The organism is Streptococcus mitis (assembly GCF_009496155.1).
In the GTDB taxonomy this organism is placed as follows: Bacteria; Bacillota; Bacilli; order Lactobacillales; family Streptococcaceae; genus Streptococcus; species Streptococcus mitis_BQ.
Genome location: NZ_WIJP01000015.1, coordinates 34513 through 58111 on the forward strand (window position 1 = coordinate 34513; position 23599 = coordinate 58111).

The 23599-nt window shown below is 39.0% G+C and carries 28 protein-coding genes; 3 read left to right on the forward strand and 25 right to left on the reverse strand.

The annotated features are described in order from the left end of the window. Positions 1–7: 7 nt before the first annotated feature. The 18 genes from nusA to GEZ84_RS09070 form a co-directional block, all read right to left on the reverse strand. Positions 8–1144: a transcription termination factor NusA gene (nusA, locus tag GEZ84_RS08980; RefSeq protein ID WP_153224277.1), complete on the reverse strand. Its 1137-nt coding sequence runs from the start codon at positions 1142–1144 to the stop codon at positions 8–10. Between the two features lie 43 nt (positions 1145–1187). Then, positions 1188–1667, reverse strand: a complete 480-nt coding sequence (gene rimP, locus GEZ84_RS08985; RefSeq protein WP_001808691.1) for a ribosome maturation factor RimP — start codon at positions 1665–1667, stop codon at positions 1188–1190. Between the two features lie 127 nt (positions 1668–1794). Then, positions 1795–2946: a glycoside hydrolase family 3 protein gene (locus GEZ84_RS08990; protein ID WP_153224278.1), complete on the reverse strand. Its 1152-nt coding sequence runs from the start codon at positions 2944–2946 to the stop codon at positions 1795–1797. Between the two features lie 169 nt (positions 2947–3115). Further along, positions 3116–3751, reverse strand: a complete 636-nt coding sequence (gene trmB, locus GEZ84_RS08995) for a tRNA (guanosine(46)-N7)-methyltransferase TrmB (RefSeq protein ID WP_153224279.1) — start codon at positions 3749–3751, stop codon at positions 3116–3118. Continuing rightward, on the reverse strand, positions 3748–4542 hold the full coding sequence (ccrZ, locus tag GEZ84_RS09000) for a cell cycle regulator CcrZ (protein ID WP_000363005.1): 795 nt from the start codon (positions 4540–4542) through the stop codon (positions 3748–3750). The genes trmB and ccrZ overlap by 4 nt, the downstream gene beginning before the upstream one ends. Before the next feature lie 162 nt (positions 4543–4704). Next, complete coding sequence (locus tag GEZ84_RS09005) at positions 4705–5316, reverse strand: CPBP family intramembrane glutamic endopeptidase (protein WP_153224280.1); 612 nt, start codon at positions 5314–5316, stop codon at positions 4705–4707. Between the two features lie 30 nt (positions 5317–5346). Beyond that, positions 5347–5595, reverse strand: a complete 249-nt coding sequence (gene blpZ, locus GEZ84_RS09010) for an immunity protein BlpZ (protein WP_153224281.1) — start codon at positions 5593–5595, stop codon at positions 5347–5349. A 36-nt stretch (positions 5596–5631) separates the two neighbouring features. Next, positions 5632–6015, reverse strand: coding sequence for an immunity protein (locus tag GEZ84_RS09015; protein ID WP_194252057.1), 384 nt, complete (start codon positions 6013–6015; stop codon positions 5632–5634). Between the two features lie 82 nt (positions 6016–6097). Further along, positions 6098–6283 carry a hypothetical protein gene (locus tag GEZ84_RS09020; protein ID WP_153224283.1) on the reverse strand — a complete coding sequence of 62 codons (186 nt, stop codon included), beginning with the start codon at positions 6281–6283 and terminating at the stop codon, positions 6098–6100. Positions 6284–6644: 361 nt separating this feature from the next. Beyond that, the gene (locus GEZ84_RS09025) at positions 6645–7049 is read right to left on the reverse strand and encodes an immunity protein (RefSeq protein ID WP_153224284.1); all 405 of its coding nucleotides are present in this window, start codon (positions 7047–7049) and stop codon (positions 6645–6647) included. 28 nt (positions 7050–7077) lie between these two features. Next, a complete protein-coding gene (locus GEZ84_RS09030; protein WP_000645118.1) occupies positions 7078–7398 on the reverse strand; it encodes a hypothetical protein in 321 nt (106 codons plus the stop codon). 14 nt (positions 7399–7412) lie between these two features. Next, positions 7413–7640 (reverse strand): bacteriocin class II family protein, encoded by a 228-nt coding sequence (locus tag GEZ84_RS09035; protein ID WP_319946443.1) that lies wholly within the window; start codon positions 7638–7640, stop codon positions 7413–7415. Positions 7641–7780: 140 nt separating this feature from the next. Then, on the reverse strand, positions 7781–8185 hold the full coding sequence (locus tag GEZ84_RS09040; RefSeq protein ID WP_153224286.1) for an immunity protein: 405 nt from the start codon (positions 8183–8185) through the stop codon (positions 7781–7783). Between the two features lie 58 nt (positions 8186–8243). After that, positions 8244–8912, reverse strand: coding sequence for a CPBP family intramembrane glutamic endopeptidase (locus GEZ84_RS09045; protein ID WP_153224287.1), 669 nt, complete (start codon positions 8910–8912; stop codon positions 8244–8246). Positions 8913–9350: 438 nt separating this feature from the next. Next, positions 9351–9755 carry an immunity protein gene (locus GEZ84_RS09050; protein WP_153224288.1) on the reverse strand — a complete coding sequence of 135 codons (405 nt, stop codon included), beginning with the start codon at positions 9753–9755 and terminating at the stop codon, positions 9351–9353. A 1010-nt stretch (positions 9756–10765) separates the two neighbouring features. Beyond that, positions 10766–11122, reverse strand: coding sequence for a hypothetical protein (locus tag GEZ84_RS09060; protein ID WP_153224290.1), 357 nt, complete (start codon positions 11120–11122; stop codon positions 10766–10768). Positions 11123–11809: 687 nt separating this feature from the next. Beyond that, positions 11810–13150, reverse strand: coding sequence for a sensor histidine kinase (locus GEZ84_RS09065; RefSeq protein ID WP_153224291.1), 1341 nt, complete (start codon positions 13148–13150; stop codon positions 11810–11812). Between the two features lie 13 nt (positions 13151–13163). Continuing rightward, complete coding sequence (locus tag GEZ84_RS09070) at positions 13164–13901, reverse strand: response regulator transcription factor (RefSeq protein WP_153224292.1); 738 nt, start codon at positions 13899–13901, stop codon at positions 13164–13166. Positions 13902–14196: 295 nt separating this feature from the next. On the opposite strand from GEZ84_RS09070, the gene GEZ84_RS09075 reads away from it, so the two are divergent. Continuing rightward, entirely contained in the window at positions 14197–14526 is a 330-nt protein-coding gene (locus tag GEZ84_RS09075) for a helicase BlpT (protein ID WP_153224293.1), read from the forward strand. Between the two features lie 60 nt (positions 14527–14586). Here GEZ84_RS09075 and GEZ84_RS09080 read toward each other — a convergent pair whose 3' ends face one another. Next, the gene (locus GEZ84_RS09080; protein ID WP_153224294.1) at positions 14587–15636 is read right to left on the reverse strand and encodes an ABC transporter permease; all 1050 of its coding nucleotides are present in this window, start codon (positions 15634–15636) and stop codon (positions 14587–14589) included. Next, entirely contained in the window at positions 15633–16364 is a 732-nt protein-coding gene (locus GEZ84_RS09085; protein WP_153224295.1) for an ABC transporter ATP-binding protein, read from the reverse strand. Before GEZ84_RS09085 ends, GEZ84_RS09080 begins: the two co-directional genes overlap by 4 nt. A 67-nt stretch (positions 16365–16431) precedes the next feature. Between GEZ84_RS09085 and GEZ84_RS09090 the strand changes: the two genes are divergently transcribed. Then, positions 16432–16842, forward strand: a complete 411-nt coding sequence (locus GEZ84_RS09090) for an HIT family protein (protein ID WP_033679703.1) — start codon at positions 16432–16434, stop codon at positions 16840–16842. Between the two features lie 9 nt (positions 16843–16851). Next, the gene (locus tag GEZ84_RS09095) at positions 16852–17139 is read left to right on the forward strand and encodes a hypothetical protein (RefSeq protein WP_000777752.1); all 288 of its coding nucleotides are present in this window, start codon (positions 16852–16854) and stop codon (positions 17137–17139) included. Between the two features lie 275 nt (positions 17140–17414). Here the strand turns inward: GEZ84_RS09095 and dnaJ are convergent, their stop codons facing one another. The 5 genes from dnaJ to hrcA form a co-directional block, all read right to left on the reverse strand. Then, positions 17415–18551 (reverse strand): molecular chaperone DnaJ, encoded by a 1137-nt coding sequence (dnaJ, locus tag GEZ84_RS09100; RefSeq protein WP_153224296.1) that lies wholly within the window; start codon positions 18549–18551, stop codon positions 17415–17417. A 198-nt stretch (positions 18552–18749) separates the two neighbouring features. Beyond that, positions 18750–19382, reverse strand: a complete 633-nt coding sequence (locus GEZ84_RS09105; protein WP_153224297.1) for a DJ-1/PfpI family protein — start codon at positions 19380–19382, stop codon at positions 18750–18752. 215 nt (positions 19383–19597) lie between these two features. Further along, on the reverse strand, positions 19598–21421 hold the full coding sequence (gene dnaK / locus GEZ84_RS09110; protein ID WP_153224298.1) for a molecular chaperone DnaK: 1824 nt from the start codon (positions 21419–21421) through the stop codon (positions 19598–19600). Positions 21422–21895: 474 nt separating this feature from the next. Further along, positions 21896–22420 carry a nucleotide exchange factor GrpE gene (gene grpE / locus GEZ84_RS09115; RefSeq protein ID WP_049538869.1) on the reverse strand — a complete coding sequence of 175 codons (525 nt, stop codon included), beginning with the start codon at positions 22418–22420 and terminating at the stop codon, positions 21896–21898. A 26-nt stretch (positions 22421–22446) separates the two neighbouring features. Further along, positions 22447–23481, reverse strand: a complete 1035-nt coding sequence (gene hrcA, locus GEZ84_RS09120; protein WP_153224309.1) for a heat-inducible transcriptional repressor HrcA — start codon at positions 23479–23481, stop codon at positions 22447–22449. Between the last annotated feature and the right edge of the window lie 118 nt (positions 23482–23599).

The window sequence follows — 23599 nt, forward strand, 5'->3', positions numbered from 1 at the left end:
GCAGCTTTTATTCTTCCACAGTATCGTTTTCTGCTTCCAACTCTACCGAACCAGCTTCTTCCATGGCTTCAAATTCGCTAGCAGACTTGATATCAATACGGTAACCAGTCAAGTGAGCCGCCAAACGCACGTTTTGTCCACGACGACCGATGGCAAGAGAAAGCTTGTTATCTGGAACAACCACCAAGGCACGTTTGCTGTCGTTTTCGTCAAAGATAACTTGGTCAACTTCAGCAGGAGCAATGGCATTGTAGATAAATTCAGCTGGATCTGCTACCCACTCGATAACGTCAATATTTTCTTCGATTGGCACCGTACGACCGCTCTTCGCATCGTAACGAGCTGGGTGGAATTTGCTAGTAATCTTCTTGATATTAGCACCACCACGTCCAACGATTGTACCGATAGCGTCCACGTTTGGATTATGACTGCGAACAGCAACCTTGGTACGGTCACCAGCTTCACGAGCCACGCTCATGATTTCAACAGTTCCGTCATAAACTTCTGGAATCTCTTGCTCCATCAAGCGTTTAATCATTTCTGGATGACTACGGCTAACAAAGACGTTGACACCACGAGGGTTGTCTTCAACCTTGTAAACATAGACTTCGATACGATCGTGAGAAGCAAACTCTTCTCCAGGGATTCGGTCTTGTTTTGACAATTGGGCTTCGATGCTCCCAAGGTTGACATAGATAAAGCGGTTATCAAAGCGTTCTACCGTACCAGACATGATTTCTTGTTCATGTTCTTTGTAAGTATTGTATGTGATAGCACGTGTTTGCTTGCGCATTTTTTCCATGATGGTTTGTTTTGCAGATTGGGCTGCTACACGACCAAACTCAGCAGGTGCTTCTTCAAACTTGATTTTGTCACCAAGCTCATAAGCTGAATTAATGGCAAGAGCATCTTTCAAGCTGATTTCCAAACGGCTATCAAATACTTCATCAACCACTTCACGAACAGTATAAACGGTAAAGTCACCTGTTTTTTCGTTGAAATCAATAGCTACGCTATCAGATTGACCATAGCGTCTGCGATAAGCGGAACGAAGCGACTCTACTACTGCGTCGATGATGTCTTCTTTTTTGATTCCCTTGTCTTCTTCCAAAATGCGGAAGGCCTCTAGCATTTCTTTACTCATGTTTTCTTCACTTTTGAATCCTCAAAAGCTATCCTTTCTTTTTCTATAATTTAACTGCTAAACGTGCTTTTGATACTAAACTGTATGGAATTTGGACGGTTTTCTTACGCGTCTTGTCCATATATTCCATAGTCAACTCGTCCTCTTCAAAGGCCAACAGAGTTCCTTCAAAGACCTTTTGCTTATCGATGGCTTGGTAGAGCCCGACATGGATGTATTTCCCAACCGCTCCAGCGACAGCATCCTTGGTTTTCAAAGGACGTTCCAAGCCTGGACTGGTGATTTCTAGGAAATATTGTTCTGGGAAGGGATCTGGCTTGATGGTGTCTAGGACAGGACTGATTATTTCTGTCAAGTCCGCCGTGTCGTTCAAGGTAATTCCTTCAGGTTTATCTACAAAAATACTGAGAATCATGTCACTGCCAATCTTTCCATACTCGATATCCACGAGTTCGAAAGGAGCTTCTATGACAGGTTCTACAACTTCTCTGACTAATTCTACGATTGTTGCGATTGCGTCCACCTCCTCATAAGCAAGAGGCGAAGATATTTCCCCGCCTCACTTTTCATATTCTTGCTATAAGTATAACACAAATCAAGCTAACCTGCAAGGATTTGACCTTGAAGCTTTTTGTCTGGGCTTACAAGACTTACTGGGCCACTCCTAATAATCCTAAGTCGTATTTCCAAGTTAAAATGCGTCTGACAGACTCATCAATACGTTCTTCTGTCAACTCTCCAGAGGAAATTTTCTTTAATAAATAAGGAATCTGAGTTTGATAGGAAGACCCTAGAATCAGATCGTTTCCAGCTACAATCACTTGAAAAGCAGCTTCTTCCTGACTGACAAAATTGGCTAATCCCGCCATGTCTAAATCATCCGTCATAATAACACCTTTGAAATGCAGTTCCTTACGAAGAAGGTCAGTAATTTTCGGTGAGATAGATGATGGCACTGTGTCAATTTTAGATAAGATATTGTGAGAGACTAACACACTACCAGCCCCTGCATCTATCCCAGCTCGAAAGGGAAGAAAATCAGCTTGTCTTAATTCATCCAGAGAACGATTGTCTTGGATAATAGCAGTATGACTGTCTCCATTATCGCCATATCCTGGAAAATGTTTCAAAGTTGACCCAACCTTACTCTTTTTAAGTTCTTCTACAACCTGCTGAACATAACTTGCAGTTGTTTGGGCATCTTGTCCAATCGTTCGATCATAAATGAAAGCAGAATGATTCCTTGCAAGATCCGCAACTGGGAAAAGTCCAGCATTGATTCCAACAGATTTTAGCAGCTCTGACTTTTGCTTCGTATCAGAAAGCACTACCTCCATCCCCCCTTGATGATAAAGTGCCATAGGAGATTGAAAAGGAGTTTTTAAAATCGAACTAATACGAGTCACTGTCCCTCCTTCTTCATCTGAACCAATCAACAAAGGAATCTTGGCAGCAGCTTGGTAGCCCTTTGTCAAAGCCTTTATATCCTCTAAACTTCGACCCTCAAAATCTCTGCCAAATAAGATATAACCAGACAAATGATAGGATTGGAGATCTTCTATCTGGTGATTAGAAGGAACTCTAGCCCAAAATAATTGCCCCACTTTCTCTTCCAAGGTCATCGCGGCTAATCTGTCTTCGATAACCTTATTTTCCTCTCCTTCACTGGTTTCAATAGTTGTTTCAGTTTTTTCTACTTGCACCTCTACCTGTCTATGTTGTTGATAGTCAGAAAAAATCAAACCAACTATCACAAGGAAAAAGAAAAGATAGAATACAAGAGGATTTATACTATTTCTCATAACCTTTTCATTATACCACTTATCGAGCCGCAAATACACACTTAGCAAAAACTACTGTTTTAAAATGACACTAAAAGGACTTAATTCTGTGCAATTCAGAACTAAATCCTTAGAATATATGATTCGTTTTACTTTTTGAATGCGAAACAGTTTTTGAAATCTCTTTAGATTAAAACTGAGCCTCAACTCGGTAGATAACTTGCCCCTTGTTGGAGAATTTTTGCTCGTATTCTGTCATGACATTGCCTTCAAAATCACTGGCATGTAAATCTAGCCAGACGCCGTTGAGCTTCATGCCATACTGAGAAAAGCTCACTAGGCTATATTCAAACAAGCCACGGTTATCCGTCTTGAAATGAATTTCTCCATTTTCAGGTAAGATACGCTTGAAGGTATCCAAGAAGGTCTTGTAGGTCAAACGACGCTTTTCATGGCGTTTTTTCGGCCATGGATCTGAAAAATTCAGATACAAGCGATTAATCTCACCGTCTTCAAAGTAGTCAGTCAAGTCAGAACCATCTACCCACAGAAGCTTGATGTTAGGCACTCCAACTTCAAGAACCTTGTCCAAAGCGTAGCTCAAAACAGACTTTTGAATATCAATCCCGATATAGTTGATGTCAGGGTTTTGCTTGGCCATACCTGAAACAAAGGCACCCTTTCCACTTCCAACTTCCACATGAATGGGATTGTCATTGCCAAACAAGTCCCGCCATTTCCCCTTGGCTTCCAAGGGATTGAGGACCACATACTGGGGATTTGCTTCTAGTAATTCTGTCGCCCCTTTACGATTTCTAACTCTCATCTTCTCTTTCCATACTTGTCTCGGAAGTGACGTAAGCCATGAATCTCCCGATTGACATTTTCTAAATCTTGGTTCATATAATACTTGGAAATCTGGCTCAAATAAGACAATTGACCGTACCAATACAATTTATTCAATACCGTTTGATTGTACTTATAGCCGTAGTAGGTCAACCATTCCTTCCACTGATGTTCTGGAATATAATGGCAGAGCATATGGGCCACATCAAACATGCGATCGGTCAAGCGAACCGAATCCCAATCTACCAAATAAATCAAGCCACTATCTGTCTCAATCCAATTACTATGTCGTACATCTCCATGGACAATGGTCGCATAGTCCTCTCTAAATCCTGGAATAGTCTGACGTAAATCAGCCATCACTTCACTGATAAAATGATTTTTACGCAAAGCATCTGGAGCCGTTTCTTGCCAAGACTGTAGTAAATCTACAGGTGTTTCCATGGCATACCCCAAACGACTCAACTGTGTCATCAACGGACGTGAGCGATGAAGACGGGTTAAGATATTGACGATTTGTTTACGATTCATATCATAGGGGGTCAATATCTTGCCTGTCAACCATTCTTGAGCACACATATCACGCCCATCTGCCAAACGGCGACTCCATAATAATTGTGGAGCAATTTGTTCTCTAGCTAGACCAGGTAGGATTGGAGAGGTGTTCATTTTTACAAAGATACGCTTCCCATCAGGATAGCTACCCATATAAGCCTTGCCACTTTTCCCAGGTATGGGAGTCAGTGTTAGCTCATTATCACCCAAATCCATTTCTTTCCTCCGTATAAAGTTTCCTTACTATTCTACTAGTTTTTGGCCTATTCGTCAACCGCTCCAGACCTGATTCTCAAAGAAAAGCCTCTGGATTGGCTTGGGATATCATTCTAGAAAGAAAAAGGCAAGCACCGTCTTCTGCTTACCTTTTCATGATTTTTATAAATAATATAAGAGTGGCAAACTGTTGTAAAACATATGGACTAGAGTAGAAACCCACAAATTTTGGCTCTTTTTATAGGCAAAGCCCAGCAACAAGCCCCCGAAAAGATAATAGCAAAACGAAGGAATATCATAAGGTTCATGCAGGAAAGAAAAGAGAGAGGAAGTCAGTACAAGCCCCAGCCAAGAATTATCAAAAACTGCACCTTGAAGAAGCCCTCTAAACATGAATTCCTCCTGTATAGGTGCCAAAACTGTAGCACTAACAATAAAAGAAAGCGAAAGTCCTTTACTAGCTTCCTCAAGGTGTTGATCCGAAGCACCAGAAACAACTGAGAAAAAAGCATGATAGCTAATACTTACAAGCACAGTGAGAAGAAAAATTCCAATGAACAGCAAGAGTTGTTTCCTGCTTAACATCCCAAAAGAAATCATGTCAAACCATTTCGCATAACCAAAACTAAGGAAAAGCAAGAGACTCTTTATAATAATGAATGTGTACTGGTGTTGAAAATAATCCCCTTGATTAATGGAATAACCCGCTGCACCAACGATTGCAAATACTAAAAATCCCAAAAACAAGGCATGACATTTATTGAAAATGGCCATAAAACTATCCTCCTCAACAAACAGACTTCCCTACAAGTCATCCTTTCGCTCTAACCTTTCCAATACAAACCATTTGAGTAACCAAAATCCGACAACATAACCAGCCCCTAAGAATATAGCCATTAAAGCTAACATGGGACTCAGGAAATAAAAGACCACCACAGATACAAAGGTTAGCACAAAAACATTAAAGGCAATGGTGTCAGAAGCCAAGACTAGAATATAGGGTGTCAACCAGTCTAAGGTTTTTGAATCTAGGAAAAATAAGCGTTTATGCATGATGATCTCCTCTTGTCAGGCTCTATTACTGCAAGATTAAGAAGACAGTTTGTTCTTTTTAAGTCTAACCTGACTACTAGATAATAGATACATTAAGGCATTAAAGACAATGAAAATATGTCCATAGAATAAAATCAACCTCACATCCAAACCAAGATAAAGTTTGACCATCAAAAAGATGAGCAAAAGAATTTGAAACCATATCGTTTTTCCAAAAATAAATTTAAAACGGTTTTTAATGTCTGCCTCCTTGATTTGTACCGTCACCCCTTTATTGGTAAGAAGAAAAACTCCTGCTTCAAACAAGCCACTGTAGAGAACCAGCCACCCAATCGATACATTAGAGATTTGTAAAAATGTCCCTAAAAGAATATTCAACATACTGCTCAAGAAAATAACAAGAAATAATCTGTATTTCATATTAAATACCTCCATTCATTTATTTCACGAACTTTTTAATAGAGTCTTCTACTCAAATATCCTGATAAAAGAGGAAAGAAAGCTACTTTTTATAATACTTCAAACCCCAAATGAGTAGAAGCATGATAATCAAGCAGAGAATAGCACCAATGTAGGCAATCAATTGCTGATAGAATTCTCCTGCTGTAATACCTCTATACAAACAGATAATAGACATAAAGCCTGTCAAGCCGATATACATAAGTTGATTGGTTCTAGGACTAACCAAACCATCATTTACTTATATTTAAGAGTATCTCTTTTATGTTAGTGTATGTTAACACTAAAAAACAAGTTAGGCCAATAATATTTAAAATGAACAATAACGGGGTTAAGTCTCTAAAAAAATTATCTACTGACACTACAAGAAATACTATACATATTATAGTCGAAACTATCTTTTTCTTATCCATAATTATTTACTCCTTTCCTAACAAATCCAGCTTATCAATCAAGAGCGATTTTTAACATAATGTAGCAGCAACCTTTGCAACTTTGACAATTTCAGTATAGCACTATTTGTTAAAATTTTTCATCCAAATCTTGAATTGTCATCGAGATATCTTAAATTGCAAAAACTTCATTAGCCCCTACTTTTTATAATACTTCAAACCCCAAATGAGTAGAAGCATGATAAGCAAGCAGAGAATAGCGCCAATATAGGCAATTAATTGCTGATAGAATTCTCCTGCTGTGATCCCTCTATACAAACAAATGATAGACATAAAACCTGTCAAACCAATGAACATAAGTTGATTGGTTCTAGGACTAACTAAATCATCATCTTCAAACTCTCTTATCCTCATTTCCCTAGTGAGGTAAACAGTGACCAAAATAGAAGCCAAGTTAATAACCACTAAAAGAAATTGGAGGACTAAGGAAAAATTTAAAAACTGACGAGATAGAAATAGATAAGTAGAGACAAGTAAGGGCAACTGACCTAGGAACAATCTCGCAAGAAAGATGTTCCGTTTTTTAAAAAATATTTTTTTCATAGCTTTCTCAATTACAATTAAATGATATCTAATCATTTTCTAAAATTTGATAACTTTTGTGAAATGTTTTAGCAGAAACAACTCTATGATTGGTGATATCTATATAATCACCTGGATAACCAAGAACATACATTCCATAACCAGCAAATCCTCCTCCAACTGTTCCAACTAGACCAAACTTGATATTCGTTGCGAGAGAAGTGTTAAGACCTGCCATTAGAATGCGCACATGATTATCCAACCAAACCATATAATTTTTTTGAAAAGCTTCCTCTACCCAACTTGGTTTAGGAGTTGCTTGACCAATTTCCCAAACATCAACAATTTGATTCCCATATTTTGCCTTCATAGCTTCAATCCTTTTTAAATACCATTACATGAGTTTGGAGTTCCCCCTATACCATAAGGACTACATGGTTTTGAAGGATGTATAATAGGCCACTTACCATTTAATTGATCCAAAATTGGAGACAGTGCTAGTCCACCCAATAAAACAGAAAGCATATCTCCCCAACCTCCAAAACCACCTTCAACGCAAGCAAGCATATCAGTATCCATAATCTCAAATTGTTCCATCGTTTTTATATTTATAACAAATACTACTTTTTTGTTTTTTTGTTTTGTTGTTTTGTTGCAACTTTTGCTAATTTAGTCTATCATTGTTTTTTAAAATTTTTCCAAATCTTGAATTGTCATCGAGATATCTTAAATTACAAAAACTTCATTAACCCCTACTTTTTATAATACTTCAAGCCCCAAATGAGTAGAAGCATGATGATCAAGCAGAGAATAGCGCCAATATAGGCAATTAATTGCTGATAGAATTCTCCTGCTGTTATCCCTCTATACAAACAGATAATAGACATAAAACCTGTCAAACCAATGAACATAAGTTGATTGGTTCTAGGACTAACCAAATCATCATCTTCAAACTTTCTTATCCTCATTTCTCTAGTGAGGTAAACAGTGACCAAAATAGAAGCCAAGTTAATAACTACTAAAAGAAATTGGAAAACTACGGAAAAATTTAAAAACTGACGAGATAGAAACAGATAAGTAGAGACAAGTAAAGGCAACTGACCTAAGAACAATCTCGCAAGAAAGATGTTCCGTTTTTTAGCAAGAAACGTTTTCATTTCTTTGCTCCTTTCATATACTATCAGACAAAGAACGACACATACTCACCTGTTCAACTTAAGTAGCCAGAAAAAAGAGACACGTAATAGTAGCATTCATTAAGCCATGTACAACTACACAGGAATATAGATTTCTTTGCTTTATATAAAGACAACCCAATACAAGTCCTGTCACAAGATGCTGAGAAATAATCTCTCCATCATGAGCAAATCCAAAAAGAACAGCTGAAAGAAAAACAGCAAAAATAGGAGAATATTTTTCTAAAGTTCCTAAAATGATTCCTCTAAAAAGCATCTCCTCCAAAAGAGGTTGAGTAAAAGCAGTTGACAACCAAAATAGAACTGTATAAAAGAAACCACTAGTTTCAAAATGTTGAAAAAAACTCAAAGAACTTGTGTTATCGTGGGCTTTTCCAAGGACGGTAGTAAAAAATATAAAACTAACTACTAAAATTAGATTAGCTAGATAAGCAAAAATAATCCATCTCAATTCTACCCACTTGATTGGTAAGCGATCTAAAGTAGTCTCATCCCCCCATCTCTTAACAAGATATACAATAATTGTTAAACATATAAAGAAAGATAAAAAGTAGACACCAACACCGAATACTTCTCCCATCACTCCGTCATAAAATCGTCTAACAACAGATAATGGTACAACTTGAATAGCAAAAGTAAGTAAAAAGCAAGTCAGCACTTTTATAAAGATAGAACTTATGTTTTTCATAGTTTATCCTTTCTTGAATGTCTAGATGATTTTTTAGCATTGTCCCCTGTTTGTAGATTTGCTAAATCAATCATTTTTTCTCCTTTTGTATTTCTTATAATTAACATAACACGATATAATGGAAGTAATAATTAGCGCACCTCCAATAATAAAGTTTAATAAATCCTGATGGTCTACAACTAAGTACAGACCAAATAAACATAGGCCAAATTGCGAACTACAGTTTTGAAATTTCATCAAGCCCCCCATTTTATTTTACAAAATTGATATACACTTCAATCTGGTTCATACAATATACTTTATAAGTATTTACTATGAATAAAACCTGTAAGATTGATACATTTATTTTTTGTCCTGTTGCAACTTTGACAAGTTTAGTATTACTGTTTATTAATTTTTTTCATCCTAATCTTAAATTGCAAAAACTTCATTATCCACTTACTTTTTATAATACTTCAAGCCCCACATGAGCAGAAGCATGATGATCAAGCAGAGAATAGCACCAATATAGGCAATTAATTGCTGATAGGATTCTCCTGCTGTGATACCTCTATACAAACAAATAATAGACATAAAACCTGTCAAGCCAATGAACATGAGTTGATTGGTTCTAGGACTAACCAAATCATCATCTTCAAATTCCCTTATCCTCATTTCCCTAGTGAGATAAACAGTGACCAAGATAGAAGCCAAGTTAATAACCACTAAGAGAAATTGGAAAACCAAGGAAAAATTTAAAAACTGACGAGATAGAAATAGATAAGTGGAGACAAGTAAGGGCAACTGACCTAGGAACAATCTTGCAAGAAAGATGTTCCGTTTTTTAGCAAGAAACGTTTTCATTTTTTTACTCCTTTCTTTTTAGTTAAAGCAAAATAGATCATAGCAGCAATCACATAGGCTATGGTATAAAATAGATGATACCAAGCACTCTCCCTAAGCGGATATAGAAAGATGGACATGATCAGATACAAGATGAAAATGACAAATATTTTTTTCTTCATAAGATTTCCTCCTGAATGTACGCTTTATCTTATACTCAATGAAAATCAAAGAGCAAACTAGGAAACTAGCCACAGGCTGCTCAAAACACCGTTTTGAGGTTGTGGATAGAACTGACGAAGTCAGTAACATATATACGGAAAGGCGAAGTTGACGCAGTTTGAAGAGATTTCGAAGAGTATTAGTTAAGCTAGAATCTTTACACTGCCAGTATAGCACTCATTTTGACCTTGGATCACCCAAATCATAAATGGTCATCAAAACATCTTGAATTGTAAAAAATTAAAAAAAGCAAGCATGAAAAACATACTTGCTCTTTACACCGTATTGATATCAACTTAATTTGTAGATTTTTTATCCTGCTATCACATATCATTTTGACAGGCGAAACAATATTAAAGAAACTCCACTGTAGATTAAACTAGCGATAAAAAATCTTTTTATCTAACTAGATCTATCTTTATTCTTCTTTGGAGATTTTAAAATTTTTTCCCTAATGAAATAAGTAATAAAAGAAACAAACATACCAACAACAAAAACAATAAGAAAACTTTTGAAATCCATAATTACCTCCAAGTACAGCTCCTCTACATACAAGCTCAATCCTTTAAGCAAGCATAATAGCCAATGGTAACATTGTTTTTGCATTCACGAGGAATACCTCTTTTTACTTTCGTCCTATTACAACTTTAATAAGTTTAGTATACTACTATTTTTTAAAATTTTCCATCCAAATCATAAATGGTCATCAAAACATCTTGAATTGTTAAAAATAAAAAAAGCAAGCATGAAAAACATACTTGCCCTAGGGGAATTTAACAATGTGAAAATACATCGAAAACTATTCAGCCTCACTTCCGTCTGTTCTCATATATTCTCATGATTGCAACAAGGATAGCAGCTGTCCCACTTGCCAAAGCGAGAAGGGTAATAATAATGTTGAAGATTTCAGGCGTACTACCTATTCTGTTGATAAGACGGAGTAGAGATATAACTGTCAACTGAATCAGGAGTATGGATTCTCCTCTTATTGATGAAGTCAGTTGGTTTTCAACTGCATATAAAAAGACTGGTAGCATAACACAGGCTATAGCAATCACAAACAGGTTGCTCCCTGTTTCTTCTCCCTCGTTCACCACGGAAATCATGAGAAGATTCGATGCTATGATCAACGTAGAACAGATGATAAAAAAGGATTTCTTATTCATATAGGATACCTCATATACTATAGTATTTTGTTTCGAACCCAAGAAATATTTTTCAAACTATTGCAACACCATCTCGCCGTAAAGCAGTACTGTCTATAACTAGTTTCCTAGTTTTCTTCAAATACTGATTTTTTATTGAAGACAAGAATGGTAAGCTCATTAACCATTATAGCAAAAAATAATGATAACATATATTATTTTTCGGTTTATGAATGATATTCGTTATTTTGGTAAGGAGAAAGTTCTTTGTTCAATTCAAGATGTTTCAATAACCATTCAAGATTTGGATGAAATGTTTTTAAAAACAGCGCTATACTAAACTTGTCACATTTGTAACATAGCAAGAATCTATATTCGGAGGCAAGTAATCATGAAAAATAAGATTTATTACATATCCAATATTTTTTATGGAATATTACTATTTTCTATTGGATTAACATCAAAAGTATTTATTTTTAGCAGTTTAATGTCCATAACTTTAATAACTCTATCTATAATAGGATTGTTAAAAACTAAAAATAAAAAGTAGATATAGCAGAATTAGATTTCAAAAATTAGAAGCCCCTCCCGATAGTTGATGATAGAGAAAATTATTTCATACAAGCAATTTACTGTAACTCAAAACTACTTTGATTAACTATTCAACCATACAGACCGAGAAACAAGAACTCTCGGTCTTATTTTTTATCATTCTGCATGTATCACAGTAAGTACCTGACGAAAGACTTGATTTTGACAGGTGGTATTCAGACTGGTATTAGGATGGCTTTCCACAATCTTCATGACGGTATAGAGACCAACTCCTCTCTCCTCCCCTTTAGAACTGGCTCCAAAGGAGAAGATTTCAGAAATATCGATCCCCTCTTCTTTGATGGAGTTTTCAATGATAAAGGTCTCCTGTGCTCCATTTTTTAAAAAGGCGATTGAAACATGAGGTTGACTGGCCTCTGCACTGGCTTCAATAGCATTGTCACAAAGGATAGACACAATGGTTAGAAAATCAAGTAGGCTCATCCCCTCGACTTGAATCTCCTCAGGAACTTCGACATTAAAGACTATGTTCTTATCTCTGGCTTTTAGAAATTTCCCTGCTAGAAGACTTTTGAGGGCTTTATCACGAACATTCACGAGTCGTCCAAGGTCATATTTATTGTCCTGCAATTTTTCACTAGAATCCTTTAAGACGGAGTCGTAGACCTCTTTTATCTGCTCCATGTCCTCCTCTTCAATGCCCAGACGTAAGCTGGTCAAAATATTGGTGTAGTCATGGCGAAAACTCCGAACTTCCTTGTAAAGTTCCTCTATATGCCGACTATATCGCTCCATATCTCTGTAGCGCAAGGCCTGTTCTTGGTTCAGTCTCTCATGGAGTTTGTCCTTCAAATAGGTATCCAATTTCTTAATAATTCCCATAAAAAAGAGCAAGTAAAAGACTAGGATGAGATGGCGAACAGTTTTTGATTGGATATCGTATGCATATTCAAAGTAAGACAGACTTTCCATGACAAGAAAGTAAGCCCCCATTATCCAGTTAATTTTAGTCAGGGACTTTTGAAAAGCTTTATCTAGAATCTCCCTTCTCAAGTTAGTGAAATCATAGTCTAACCATTTCAAAAAGGCTAGAGAAATGAAGAAATTGGAAATTATTATACACAACCAAATCAAAGAGTAATCATCATGTACTTGCCCTTGTCCCAAAAATGGAAGCACAAAATAAGAAAGACCTCTATAAAAGAGATTCACCAATATCATTGGAAAGAGAGCATAAAAGAAAAGGAGTTTTTTAGGAAGCCCTCTTAACAATAAGAAAGACAAGCCTATACCGTACAAGGGTTCCGTAAAATAAGATAGGTAAGTATTTCCTACTATATAGTTAATCGTTACAAAAACGACTGCTAAAAGTAACTTAAAAAGAAAAGCTTTAAAAAATCTCTCCAGAGTTAGAACAATTCCATCCACCTTAAAAAATATAAACAATTCCAATCCAACTATCAAAAATGTATATACTATCTTCCAAACTATTTCCATTACATTACCTCACTTAGTGCAAGTTATTGATAGCTTCAGACACTTCCCTGACCTTATAACGCGCAATCATACAGCTTCCACCATTGGGAAAGTAAAGGAGTTTTTCTTTCTTATCCAAATGTATCACATTGGCTGGATTGATAAGAAAAGAGCGATGGCACTGCAGGAGACGAGGCTCCTGCTTGAGAACCTCCTCTAGACTCGCTGTAAATTCCAACCTGTCTGTCTTGGTATAGAGAATAACACGATGGGCTCTGGGCGACGTTTCGAAATAGTAAACCTCTTTAAAAGGATACTGGAATTGAGCAAATTTTGATTTAAAATAAAAGCAATCTTCAGCTAGACTTTTACTGTCTTGACTATTGGCATAGAGAAGGGCTGTCTCGATACGAGATTCAAACTCCTCTGCTGAAAGAGCCTTATCAATGTAGTCCAAAGCAGACACTTGGTAGCGAAAGGACAGGGGCATAAACTCCGAGTGAGTTGTCACAAAGACAATCAGGGCATAGGGGTCTCGATCCCGAATCTTTCTAGCCACTTCCAGCCCCTTCATCTCCTCATTTCGAATCTCAATGTCCAAAAAGAATAGCTGATGGGCACCCTTCTCATGCACCTCTGCCAGCAGTTGGTCTGGCTTACCAAAAACTTCAAAAGAGCTAGGAATAATCTGATGTTCTTTCAAAAGTTTCTCAATTGTCGTTTCAATCCTAGTCTGTTGGGAAAAATCATCTTCTAAAACAAATATTCTCATCTTTTTACTCCCCTTGTTTCAATTTCTTCCTAAAAAGAGAATAGCAAAAATACTTTGATACAAGCCCACCAAATCCTAAACAGACCTTAAACGCTCCTGAAAGGTAGCTTGTTCCTAAAATAAGCATGATAATCTTACAACTATTTTATCATAAAATTTTAACAGTACCATTCAGGAAATTTCAAGGACAATTAAAGATTTGAAGGCGAAAAAGGAGATAAAAGTGATAGACTGACAGTATCAAAATACAATTGCTAGAAACAAGACTAGCACCCAGATTAAAGGAGGAATTCTCATGACAGATGCAGACCCTATCAAAAGAGCTCAGACTTTGATTACTGACTTAAACAAAGCCTATCAAGCATGCAAACAAGCAACAGCTGACGACGTCCGCTTTCAGGAGCAACTAAACTCTATTCTTGGTTTTCTAGCCAAGGCTGAAACAGTGGACAATCGATTCTTGATTGAACTGGAAAAATTTTACCAGACTTCCAGTCTTCTCATGGGACTCAGCGCCCTCAATCCAGATGCTCCTACTCGCGCCGCTTGGCGTGCCTATGACCGTTTCCACTTTGACCAAGTCAAGACCAAGTTGAGTCTCTACGGACCAACCATTATCTTGTAAAAATAAAAGAAGCTGAGTCAAACTGAACTCAACTTCTTTTTTAGTGTCATATAGGCAATGTTAGTCCTGCATCTGACGTTTTACCTGATAAGGCAAATACAAGACTAGTAAACCCAAACCAGCTCCTAGTAAGGCTAGAAGGGCCAGTTTTTCTTGGAAGGTCACAAGACCGACAACTAATTCCACAAATAAAACAAAACTGGTCAATCCTCGGACTACAGCCTGTAAGCCTTTTTCTTTTTGCCCCTTGTCCAGCGGAAAGAGTTGAGTCAAATACTGGTAGTCAAAGGCATGATAGAGAGCCAACAACTGGAAGAGCAAGAGGTAGTTAAAGAGAACCACCACTGCTGTGGCAATCCAAGCTTGCTCGATAAAGACCTGCGCCAGCAAAGAAAGCAAGAGCAGACGGAGACTGAGCGCAAAGAGGTCTCCATTTCGTAGATAAGAACGCAGATAGAGATTTTGCCAAATCTTTCCAGGTACCTTCTGAACAACCTTTAGGATAAAGTCCAGATAGGCACGACGCTTGACGCTGTTTGAAATCCCCTTGACCTGCGTAAAGAGGGCAAAGAAACGAAGCAAGACTTGCTTACGCTTGCTTTCTTGGGAAATGACATAGTCCCAGTTCAGTCCAGTTTCAATGAAAAATTTACTAGCCTTTTGACGAAAGAGGAAATATTTTCCTACCCCAAATAAAAGCACATAGACCAGAAAAACAGGCAAGCCATAACCCATGGCTAAAAATAAGGGAGCAAATAACAGCAAGAAAAGGGTCTGGACAAAGAGCCAAAAGACTAGGGAAATGCCAGTTTGACGCTTGAGATGGAGTTTGATTTCCTCTTCTCCAACTAAGAGAAAGAGCTTGTCTGGAGCCTCCATATAAGTGGCAATTCCTCCCCAAAGCAAAAGTAAAACAGACGTAATTCCTACAAACAAAAGAATAGGCCAATGATTTTCAGGAAAATATTGCAAGAGTTGACTGTACTGGTAGGCTAAAAACCCCAGCAAGACAAGCAGGAACAAGACAAAGTGGTCATTGAGAACATAGCGCAGATAACCGACACACTCCTTACGAAAAGCCTGCTTTCTCTTTAAAAACAAGTCTTTCATAGGTCCTCCTCTTTGGTCAGAGCCAAGTAAATATCATTCAAACTAGCCTCAGGCATATCAAAGACTTCGCGCAGTTGCAGGAGATTTCCCTTGGCACGCACCTCTCCCTTATGGAGAATGACAAAGGCATCACACATCTTCTCCGCCGAATCCAACACGTGGGTACTCATGAGAATAGACTTACCCTTTTGCTTTTCCACTTCCAAAAGTTGGATCAAGTCCGCAATAGCCAGCGGATCAAGACCAAGGAAAGGCTCATCCACGATGAAAAGACTTGGATCCACCACAAAAGCACAGATAATCATGACCTTCTGCTTCATCCCTTTTGAAAAATGAACAGGGAACCAATCTAATTTCTGTTCCAGACGGAACATTTTCAACAAAGGTTCCACTCGCTCAAAAGCTACTTTCTGTTCAATACCATAAGCCATAGCAACCGTTTCGATATGCTCTCTGAGGGTCAATTCCTCATACAGGCTGGGCGTTTCTGGAATGTAGCCAATCTGCTTGCGGTAGCTAGTCGCATCTTCTTGCAGGGTCAGGCCATTGATATTGATAGAACCACTATAAGGTGTCAACAGACCGATAATCTCATTGATCGTCGTCGATTTCCCAGCACCATTGAGACCGATTAAACCGACCAACTGCCCACTTTCAACGGTAAAAGACACATCTTTCAAGACAGGGACATGGACATAGCCACCTGTCAGGTTTTTAATTTCTAACATATTTTCTCCAAATCTGGTATAATGTAGCTATATTATATCAAAATTCAATACAGTAGAGGTAGATTTTATGTCAGATTGCATTTTTTGTAAAATCATCGCAGGGGAAATTCCTGCTTCAAAAGTATATGAAGATGAGCAGGTTCTTGCCTTTCTTGATATCTCGCAAGTGACACCTGGACATACCTTGGTCGTACCCAAAGAACACTATCGCAATCTTTTGGAAATGGACGCTACTAGCGCCAGCCAACTCTTTGCCCAAGTACCAACAGTGGCTCAAAAAGTCATGAAAGCCACCAAAGCTGCTGGTATGAATATCATTGCCAACTGTGAAGAAATCGCAGGGCAAACAGTCTTCCATACCCACGTTCACCTCGTGCCTCGCTACAGTGCGGACGATGACCTCAAGATTGATTTTATCGCCCACGAACCAGACTTTGACAAACTTGCCCAAGTCGCTGAAACCATCAAAAACGCCTAAGGAGTTGCCATGAAATTATCCAACCTACTGCTATTTGCAGGAGCTGCAGCTGGAAGTTATCTGGTCACAAAAAATCGCCAAACCATCACAGATGAAGTCTTGAATACCACTGACCGAGTTCAAGCAATCAAGGATGATGTGGATATTATCCAAAACAGCCTACAAATCATCGACCAGCAAAAAGAACTCATCAAGGAATACCAAGAAGACCTGACTTACAAATTTAAAGTCTTGGAGAAGGATATTCAGACTAGACTGGCTGTGATAAAAGAACTGCAGGAAACTGAAGATAAATAAAAAGAGCCCGACAGCTCTTTTTGTTTATACTCAATGAAAATCAAAGAACAAACTAGGAAGCTAGCCGCAGGCTGCTCAAAACACCGTTTTGAGGTTGTGGATATAACTGACGAAGTCAGTAACATATATACGACAAGCCGACGCTAACGTGGTTTGAAGAGATTTTCGAAGAGTATTAGTTATGAAATGGTGAATGCGTTGTCTAAATTGTGGTGTATAGTTGACGGGATATAGCTTGTTTACGCTTTAAAAAGAGCCCGACGGCTCTTTTTGCTTTATTCTCCTTCAAAGGCATCTTTAATATGGTCAAAGAAGCCTTTTTTCTTTGGATTGACTTTTAAATCACCTGCAGCTGCGAATTCTTTAAGCGCTGCTTTTTGGCGGTCGTTCAAGCCTATCGGTGTTACGACATTAACGGTAACGTATTGGTCACCAACTGCACCGCCACGGAGGCTCGGTGCTCCCTTGCCACGTAGGCGGAATTTCTTACCAGTCTGAGTTCCCTCTGGGATAACCAATTCAACATCACCGTGAACCGTTGGAATATCAACTGTATCACCAAGAGCTGCTTGGACAAAGTTAAGGTTCAGATTATAGAAGATAGTGGTTCCTTCACGTTCAAACTTATCGCTGGCTTCCACAGAAACCACTACATACAAGTCACCGTAAGGTCCACCGTTAAAGCCTGCTTCACCTTGGCCTGCTAGGCGGATTTGTTGACCTGTTTCCACACCAGCAGGAATTTTGACATGTACGCTATGGGCTTGTTTTTCATGACCTGTTCCATGACATGTAGTACATGGGTCTTTGATTTCTTTTCCGCGACCGTGACAGACATCACAGGTTACTTGGCGACGCATCATACCAAGTGGAGTCTGCGTATCAACGTTAATGACACCAGCACCATGACAGCGTCCACAAGTGACTGGACTTGTTCCTGGCTTAGCACCAGAGCCGTTACATGTACGACAACTTGCTTCACGGTTATACTTAACTTCTTTTTCAGCTCCAAAAATAGCTTCTTCAAAGGTCAAGTTCACACGATACTGGAGGTCATCCCCTTGACGAGGAGCATTTGGATTGCGCGAAGCACCACCTCCGCCGAAGAAACTTGATAAAATATCCTCAAAACCACCGAAGCCACCTGCACCATTGAAACCGCCGAAACCACCTGCACCACCAAAGCCACCGTTGGCACCCGCAGCACCATATTGGTCATAGGCCGCCCGTTTTTGGTCGTCACTCAAAGTCTCATAGGCTTCTTGAACTTCCTTGTACTTGTCCTCAGCACCAGGCTCCTTGTTGATATCTGGGTGGTATTTTTTGGAAAGCTTACGATAAGCCTTTTTGATCTCGTCTGCCGAAGCGTTTTTTGACACCCCCAGACGATCATAAAATTCAGTATTGTTCATACAAGATACCAAGACCGTAAAATTCGACTGAAAAATAGGAAATCTGGCGCTGGAGCAATGCTCCTAGGCAGATTTATCTTTTTTCCGAGAATTTAGGTCGGGTTCAATTCCTTTCTTTTATATTGAGTAAGAAATTTGGGAACCCGTGTTCAATTCCCTGAACACCCTTATTCCTTTCTATAATTTTCATGTAAATCTTTAGAGGCTGTTTTCTATACTCTGCTTCACTTGATCAAACTCTTCCTCTGATAGAGTAAATATCAAATTCTCTTCAGCATACTCGTTCTGTTCTTTAAAATAGTTGTCCGTATTCTCTGCCAACCCTAAACCGAAAATCACTTTTCTTGCAAACTCTTGATGTGCAAAACCGATAGCCGTAATGATTTGTTTATCTTGGACAAGAACTTTCGGTTGGAAATTCTCACGTGGAAGAAATTCAAAATAGTCAAAGAAGTTTTGCCAAATTCCACCTGTAAATTTCGTGTCGTTCAACAAGCCTGCTTTCGCCAATAAAAGGGGCGCTGAAGAAATGGCTGCAATTAGAATATCCTGCTCATTAAGACTTCTCAAAAACGAGATCAATTTCTCATCTTGTAGAGTAGGACCTATATTTATCATTCCTGGCAAAATCACACAAGAATAATCTTCTATACGGATCTGATCCAATGTTTTCGTCGATTGACAGGACAAACCATCCTCAGAGACCACCATCGAATTCTCAGAAGCGACATAATCAATTGTGATGTCAAAAGACAGAGCTAAAGTGCTTGTCAAAGCGGTTATCTCATAAAGAGAAAAATTAGGATAAATGATACAAAGTACTTTTTTCATATGCAACATCCTCTATTTTATCGAAAAACAGAGGCTGGGTTGCAACCTCTGGATTTCTTACTATCATTACGACGTTCGAGTTTTAAAAATCAAACTAGTAATGCTAAATCGAGCACGCCCTAACCTCTTGGTGAAAAAGACAAATCTTCCTAGAAACTAAAGTTTCTGCGTCAGATTTCCTATTTTCACTGTGAGGTTTTAACGGGCTTTGCATCTTATTTTTCCGTAAACTCTCCGTCTACGACGTCATCGCCTGCGTTTCCTGTTGCTTGTGCGTCTTCTGCTCCTGCTTGAGCTTGTTGGGCTGCTGCGGCTTGTTCGTAGAGTTTTACAGCAAGTCCTTGAGCTTTTTCGTTCAACGCTTCAAGTTTTGCTTTCATTTCGTCCAAGTTGTTATCTTCTTGAGCTTTCTTAAGATCATCAAGTGCAGCTTGGGCAGCATCACGTTCTGCATCGAAGCCTTTACCTTCAGTTTCCTTGATTGTCTTTTCAGTCGCAAAGATTGCTTGGTCTACTTCGTTACGAAGGTCTACTTCTTCTTTACGTTTCTTATCTGCTTCAGCGTTAGCTTCAGCATCTTTCATCATGCGGTCGATTTCTTCGTCAGTCAAACCTGAGTTAGATTGGATCACAATTGTTTGTTCTTTTTGAGTTCCAAGGTCTTTAGCTTTAACAGACACGATACCGTTCTTGTCAATATCAAATGTTACTTCGATTTGAGGAATTCCACGAGGTGCAGCTGGGATATCAGTCAATTGGAAACGTCCAAGAGTCTTGTTATCTGCTGCCATTGGGCGTTCACCTTGAAGAACATGGATATCAACAGCTGGTTGATTGTCTGCTGCTGTTGAGAAGACTTGTGATTTAGAAGTTGGGATTGTTGTGTTGCGGTCGATGAGTTTTGTAAATACCCCACCCATTGTTTCGATACCAAGTGACAATGGCGTTACGTCAAGAAGGACAACGTCTTTGACATCACCAGTGATGACACCACCTTGGATCGCAGCACCCATAGCAACTACTTCATCAGGGTTTACTGATTTGTTTGGTTCTTTACCAGTTTCAGCTTTCACAGCTTCTACAACGGCTGGGATACGAGTTGAACCACCAACAAGGATAACTTCGTCGATTTCTGACAAGCTCAAACCTGCATCTGAAAGGGCTTGACGAACTGGAACTTTTGTACGTTCTACAAGGTCACGAGTCAAATCGTCAAATTTCGCACGAGTCAAGGTCATTTCCAAGTGAAGAGGTCCAGCCTCACCTGCAGTGATAAATGGCAAGCTGATTTGAGTTGAAGTTACACCAGAAAGGTCTTTCTTCGCTTTTTCAGCTGCATCTTTCAAACGTTGCATTGCCATCTTGTCAGTAGACAAGTCAATACCGTTTTCTTTCTTGAATTCTGCTACCAAGTGGTCGATGATTTTTTGGTCAAAGTCATCACCACCAAGTTTGTTGTCCCCTGCAGTTGACAATACGTCGAAGACACCGTCACCCAATTCAAGGATAGAGACGTCGAATGTACCACCACCAAGGTCGAATACCAAGATTTTTTCTTCTTTGTCAGTCTTGTCCAAACCGTAAGCAAGGGCTGCTGCTGTTGGTTCGTTGACAATACGTTCTACTTCAAGACCAGCGATTTTACCAGCGTCTTTTGTTGCTTGACGTTGAGCATCGTTGAAGTAAGCTGGAACTGTGATAACTGCTTTAGTTACTTTTTCGCCAAGGTAGTCTTCAGCGTAGCCTTTCAAGTATTGAAGAATCATAGCTGAGATTTCTTGTGGAGTGTATTCTTTTCCGTTTGCAGAAACTTTTTCAGAAGTTCCCATCTTAGATTTGATAGAGATAACTGTATCTGGGTTTGTGACTGCTTGACGTTTCGCAGCGTCACCAACGATGATTTCGCCGTTTTTGAATGATACTACAGATGGAGTTGTGCGGTTTCCTTCTGGGTTTGCAATGATTTTGCTTTCAGTTCCTTCAAGAACTGCAACTGCTGAGTTTGTTGTACCTAAGTCAATACCGATAATTTTAGACATGTGTTTTTCTCCTTAAATTTTATATTCTATTTTTATTTTTGATACTCTTCTTAAATGGCGGCGCCGTCAGAGCTTGACTTCGTCAAGCTCTTTGACTAAACTTTGAGCCTAAGGTCTCAAAGTTTGCGCAAGTAGCGCCACGGAGAAGAGTATCGTCTTTGGTTCGCTTTGCTCACTATTACAAAGCCAAACATATTTTATCTTTCTTCATAGTTTATTGTCGTTTCGGACAAGTTTTCTATTATATTACGACACGAGGAGTCGAAATCGATTTTATTTCGACGACGAGTTTGTAAGGAGGCTAGGCAAACGCTATAGCGATTGCCGTTTTCTGACGAGTTGCTTCAGCTACCGTCAGAATTGCCTAATCGAACACGCCCTAAGCTCTGGGTAAAAAAGATAGATTTCCTTGTGTTCATCGAACACTTCGTCAATCTCCTATTTTTACTGTGAGCTTTTTACGGGCTTTGTATCTTAGTTATACACAACCACCATTGCTGGGCGTAGGATGCGGTCATGGAGTTTGTAGCCTTTTTGGAAGACTTGGGCGATGGTATCTGCTGGGTGTTCATCGTCTGCTGGGAGAGTTTGGATGGCCATATGGTAGTTATGGTCAAATTCGCCGTCAGCTGCGATTTCTTCGATTCCTTCTTCTTTCAAAGCGTGAATCAAGCTTTCTTGCACCATCTCCAATCCTTTTTTAACGTCGTCTGTCAAACCTTCAACTGCGAGTGCACGCTCAAGGTTGTCGAGCGATGGTAAGATTGCTTTTGCCAAGTCTTGGCTACGATAACGTTGCAAGTTTTGACGCTCTTCATTGGCACGACGTTGGATATTTTGCATTTCTGCATGAGCACGAAGGTATTTGTTTTCGAACTCATCTGCACGTTCATTTGCCAAGTCCAACTCAGACTTCTCAGGAGTTGCTTCTTCTACCGTTTCCACAACTTCCTCTTCTTGAACTTCTTCTACTTCTTCATTTTTTATATCTTGGGCCATTTTCGCCTCCTTTAATGATTTCAATCTTAATGTACTTCGTAATGATTACTGCTGAGGTATCGGTAAAAATCTGTCAACTTCATGGTCAAAACACGGTTGACCACATTGACTTGGTTGATTAGCTGTTGGTAATCCAGATTGACTGGACCGATAATGGCTAGAATTCCAACTCCCCGATAAGGAATGAGAAACTTGCTACTAATCACCGCTAGGTCTGCTAGGCAGGACTCTTGACTATCCGCAACACGAACATTTTGCATCTGTTCCTCATGCAGCCCCTCACGAATCTCCAGAGCCACCTTTTGCGGTTGGTCAAAGAACTGATAGGCCGCTAGATTAGCAAAATTCAAGAGATTGACCTTGCCAGCTACCACAATGTTTTCGTTGAACATTTCTTTAAAGATGTGTTCAAAGAGATCGATGACATTGTCCGTTGTTGTAAAGTAACGCTGGATAATCTGCGGAATCTCTGTCCGAATCTTGTAGTGAATATCTAGAACGGTGTGCCCGAGGAAACGTTCCTGAATGATGCTCTTCAGTTTCAGCAAGTCCTCCTGCAAGAAGTTCCTTGGAATCAAAAACTGACTGGTAACCGTTCGCGACTCGTCTAGGGTGAATACTGCCAAGGCTGTATGTTGACCTAAAACAACGATATCAAAGGCTGTCAACCGTTGCCTGCTGGGCTCAACATCCAGCGCCACTACCGTACAACCACTCAAGTCTGTTAGCAGGTTAGCAGCCTCTTGAAGAATATCCTCCAATTTGAAGAATTCCTGATCAAAGGCTTTGACAATCTCATACACCTCATTTTCAGCCAATCGGTCAAAATCCAGTGAGTGTTTCACATAGTACTGAAAACCAGCAACACTTGGCATCCGACCACTTGAAGTATGAGCCTTCTCAAGCAAACCTTGCTTTTCTAGAGCTGCCATATCATTACGAATGGTAGCACTGCTAGAGTTAATAGACTCTTGCAAAGCTTTGGATCCGACAGGTTCGTGCGTTTTGGTAAAGATGTCAATAATCAGATTTAAAATATCCTGCTGACGCTCTGTGACCATCTCATCACTCCTCTCTGTCTGATCGATTAGCACTCGATACATCTAAGTGCTAACTTATGATTCTATTATACACCCTTAGAAGAGAATGTCAAGACAAAAACTCAAAAAATTAGCACTC

Excerpts from the sequence above, each read along its gene's own strand:
- GEZ84_RS09025 (WP_153224284.1), bottom strand. The coding sequence starts at position 7,049 with ATGAAAAAAATATTTTTTAAAAAACGGAACATCTTTCTTGCGAGATTG.
- GEZ84_RS09070 (WP_153224292.1), bottom strand. The coding sequence starts at position 13,901 with ATGAGAATATTTGTTTTAGAAGATGATTTTTCCCAACAGACTAGGATT.
- GEZ84_RS09060 (WP_153224290.1), bottom strand. The coding sequence starts at position 11,122 with ATGAATAAGAAATCCTTTTTTATCATCTGTTCTACGTTGATCATAGCA.
- GEZ84_RS08990 (WP_153224278.1), bottom strand. The coding sequence starts at position 2,946 with ATGAGAAATAGTATAAATCCTCTTGTATTCTATCTTTTCTTTTTCCTT.
- GEZ84_RS09030 (WP_000645118.1), bottom strand. The coding sequence starts at position 7,398 with ATGAAGGCAAAATATGGGAATCAAATTGTTGATGTTTGGGAAATTGGT.
- GEZ84_RS09040 (WP_153224286.1), bottom strand. The coding sequence starts at position 8,185 with ATGAAAACGTTTCTTGCTAAAAAACGGAACATCTTTCTTGCGAGATTG.
- GEZ84_RS09085 (WP_153224295.1), bottom strand. The coding sequence starts at position 16,364 with ATGTTAGAAATTAAAAACCTGACAGGTGGCTATGTCCATGTCCCTGTC.
- GEZ84_RS09065 (WP_153224291.1), bottom strand. The coding sequence starts at position 13,150 with ATGGAAATAGTTTGGAAGATAGTATATACATTTTTGATAGTTGGATTG.
- GEZ84_RS09075 (WP_153224293.1), top strand. The coding sequence starts at position 14,197 with ATGACAGATGCAGACCCTATCAAAAGAGCTCAGACTTTGATTACTGAC.
- trmB (WP_153224279.1), bottom strand. The coding sequence starts at position 3,751 with ATGAGAGTTAGAAATCGTAAAGGGGCGACAGAATTACTAGAAGCAAAT.
- GEZ84_RS09080 (WP_153224294.1), bottom strand. The coding sequence starts at position 15,636 with ATGAAAGACTTGTTTTTAAAGAGAAAGCAGGCTTTTCGTAAGGAGTGT.
- nusA (WP_153224277.1), bottom strand. The coding sequence starts at position 1,144 with ATGAGTAAAGAAATGCTAGAGGCCTTCCGCATTTTGGAAGAAGACAAG.
- GEZ84_RS09105 (WP_153224297.1), bottom strand. The coding sequence starts at position 19,382 with ATGAAAAAAGTACTTTGTATCATTTATCCTAATTTTTCTCTTTATGAG.
- dnaK (WP_153224298.1), bottom strand. The coding sequence starts at position 21,421 with ATGTCTAAAATTATCGGTATTGACTTAGGTACAACAAACTCAGCAGTT.
- GEZ84_RS09045 (WP_153224287.1), bottom strand. The coding sequence starts at position 8,912 with ATGAAAAACATAAGTTCTATCTTTATAAAAGTGCTGACTTGCTTTTTA.
- grpE (WP_049538869.1), bottom strand. The coding sequence starts at position 22,420 with ATGGCCCAAGATATAAAAAATGAAGAAGTAGAAGAAGTTCAAGAAGAG.
- ccrZ (WP_000363005.1), bottom strand. The coding sequence starts at position 4,542 with ATGGATTTGGGTGATAATGAGCTAACACTGACTCCCATACCTGGGAAA.
- GEZ84_RS09005 (WP_153224280.1), bottom strand. The coding sequence starts at position 5,316 with ATGGCCATTTTCAATAAATGTCATGCCTTGTTTTTGGGATTTTTAGTA.
- GEZ84_RS09090 (WP_033679703.1), top strand. The coding sequence starts at position 16,432 with ATGTCAGATTGCATTTTTTGTAAAATCATCGCAGGGGAAATTCCTGCT.
- GEZ84_RS09015 (WP_194252057.1), bottom strand. The coding sequence starts at position 6,015 with ATGAAATACAGATTATTTCTTGTTATTTTCTTGAGCAGTATGTTGAAT.
- dnaJ (WP_153224296.1), bottom strand. The coding sequence starts at position 18,551 with ATGAACAATACTGAATTTTATGATCGTCTGGGGGTGTCAAAAAACGCT.
- GEZ84_RS09095 (WP_000777752.1), top strand. The coding sequence starts at position 16,852 with ATGAAATTATCCAACCTACTGCTATTTGCAGGAGCTGCAGCTGGAAGT.
- GEZ84_RS09050 (WP_153224288.1), bottom strand. The coding sequence starts at position 9,755 with ATGAAAACGTTTCTTGCTAAAAAACGGAACATCTTTCTTGCAAGATTG.
- blpZ (WP_153224281.1), bottom strand. The coding sequence starts at position 5,595 with ATGCATAAACGCTTATTTTTCCTAGATTCAAAAACCTTAGACTGGTTG.
- hrcA (WP_153224309.1), bottom strand. The coding sequence starts at position 23,481 with ATGGTCACAGAGCGTCAGCAGGATATTTTAAATCTGATTATTGACATC.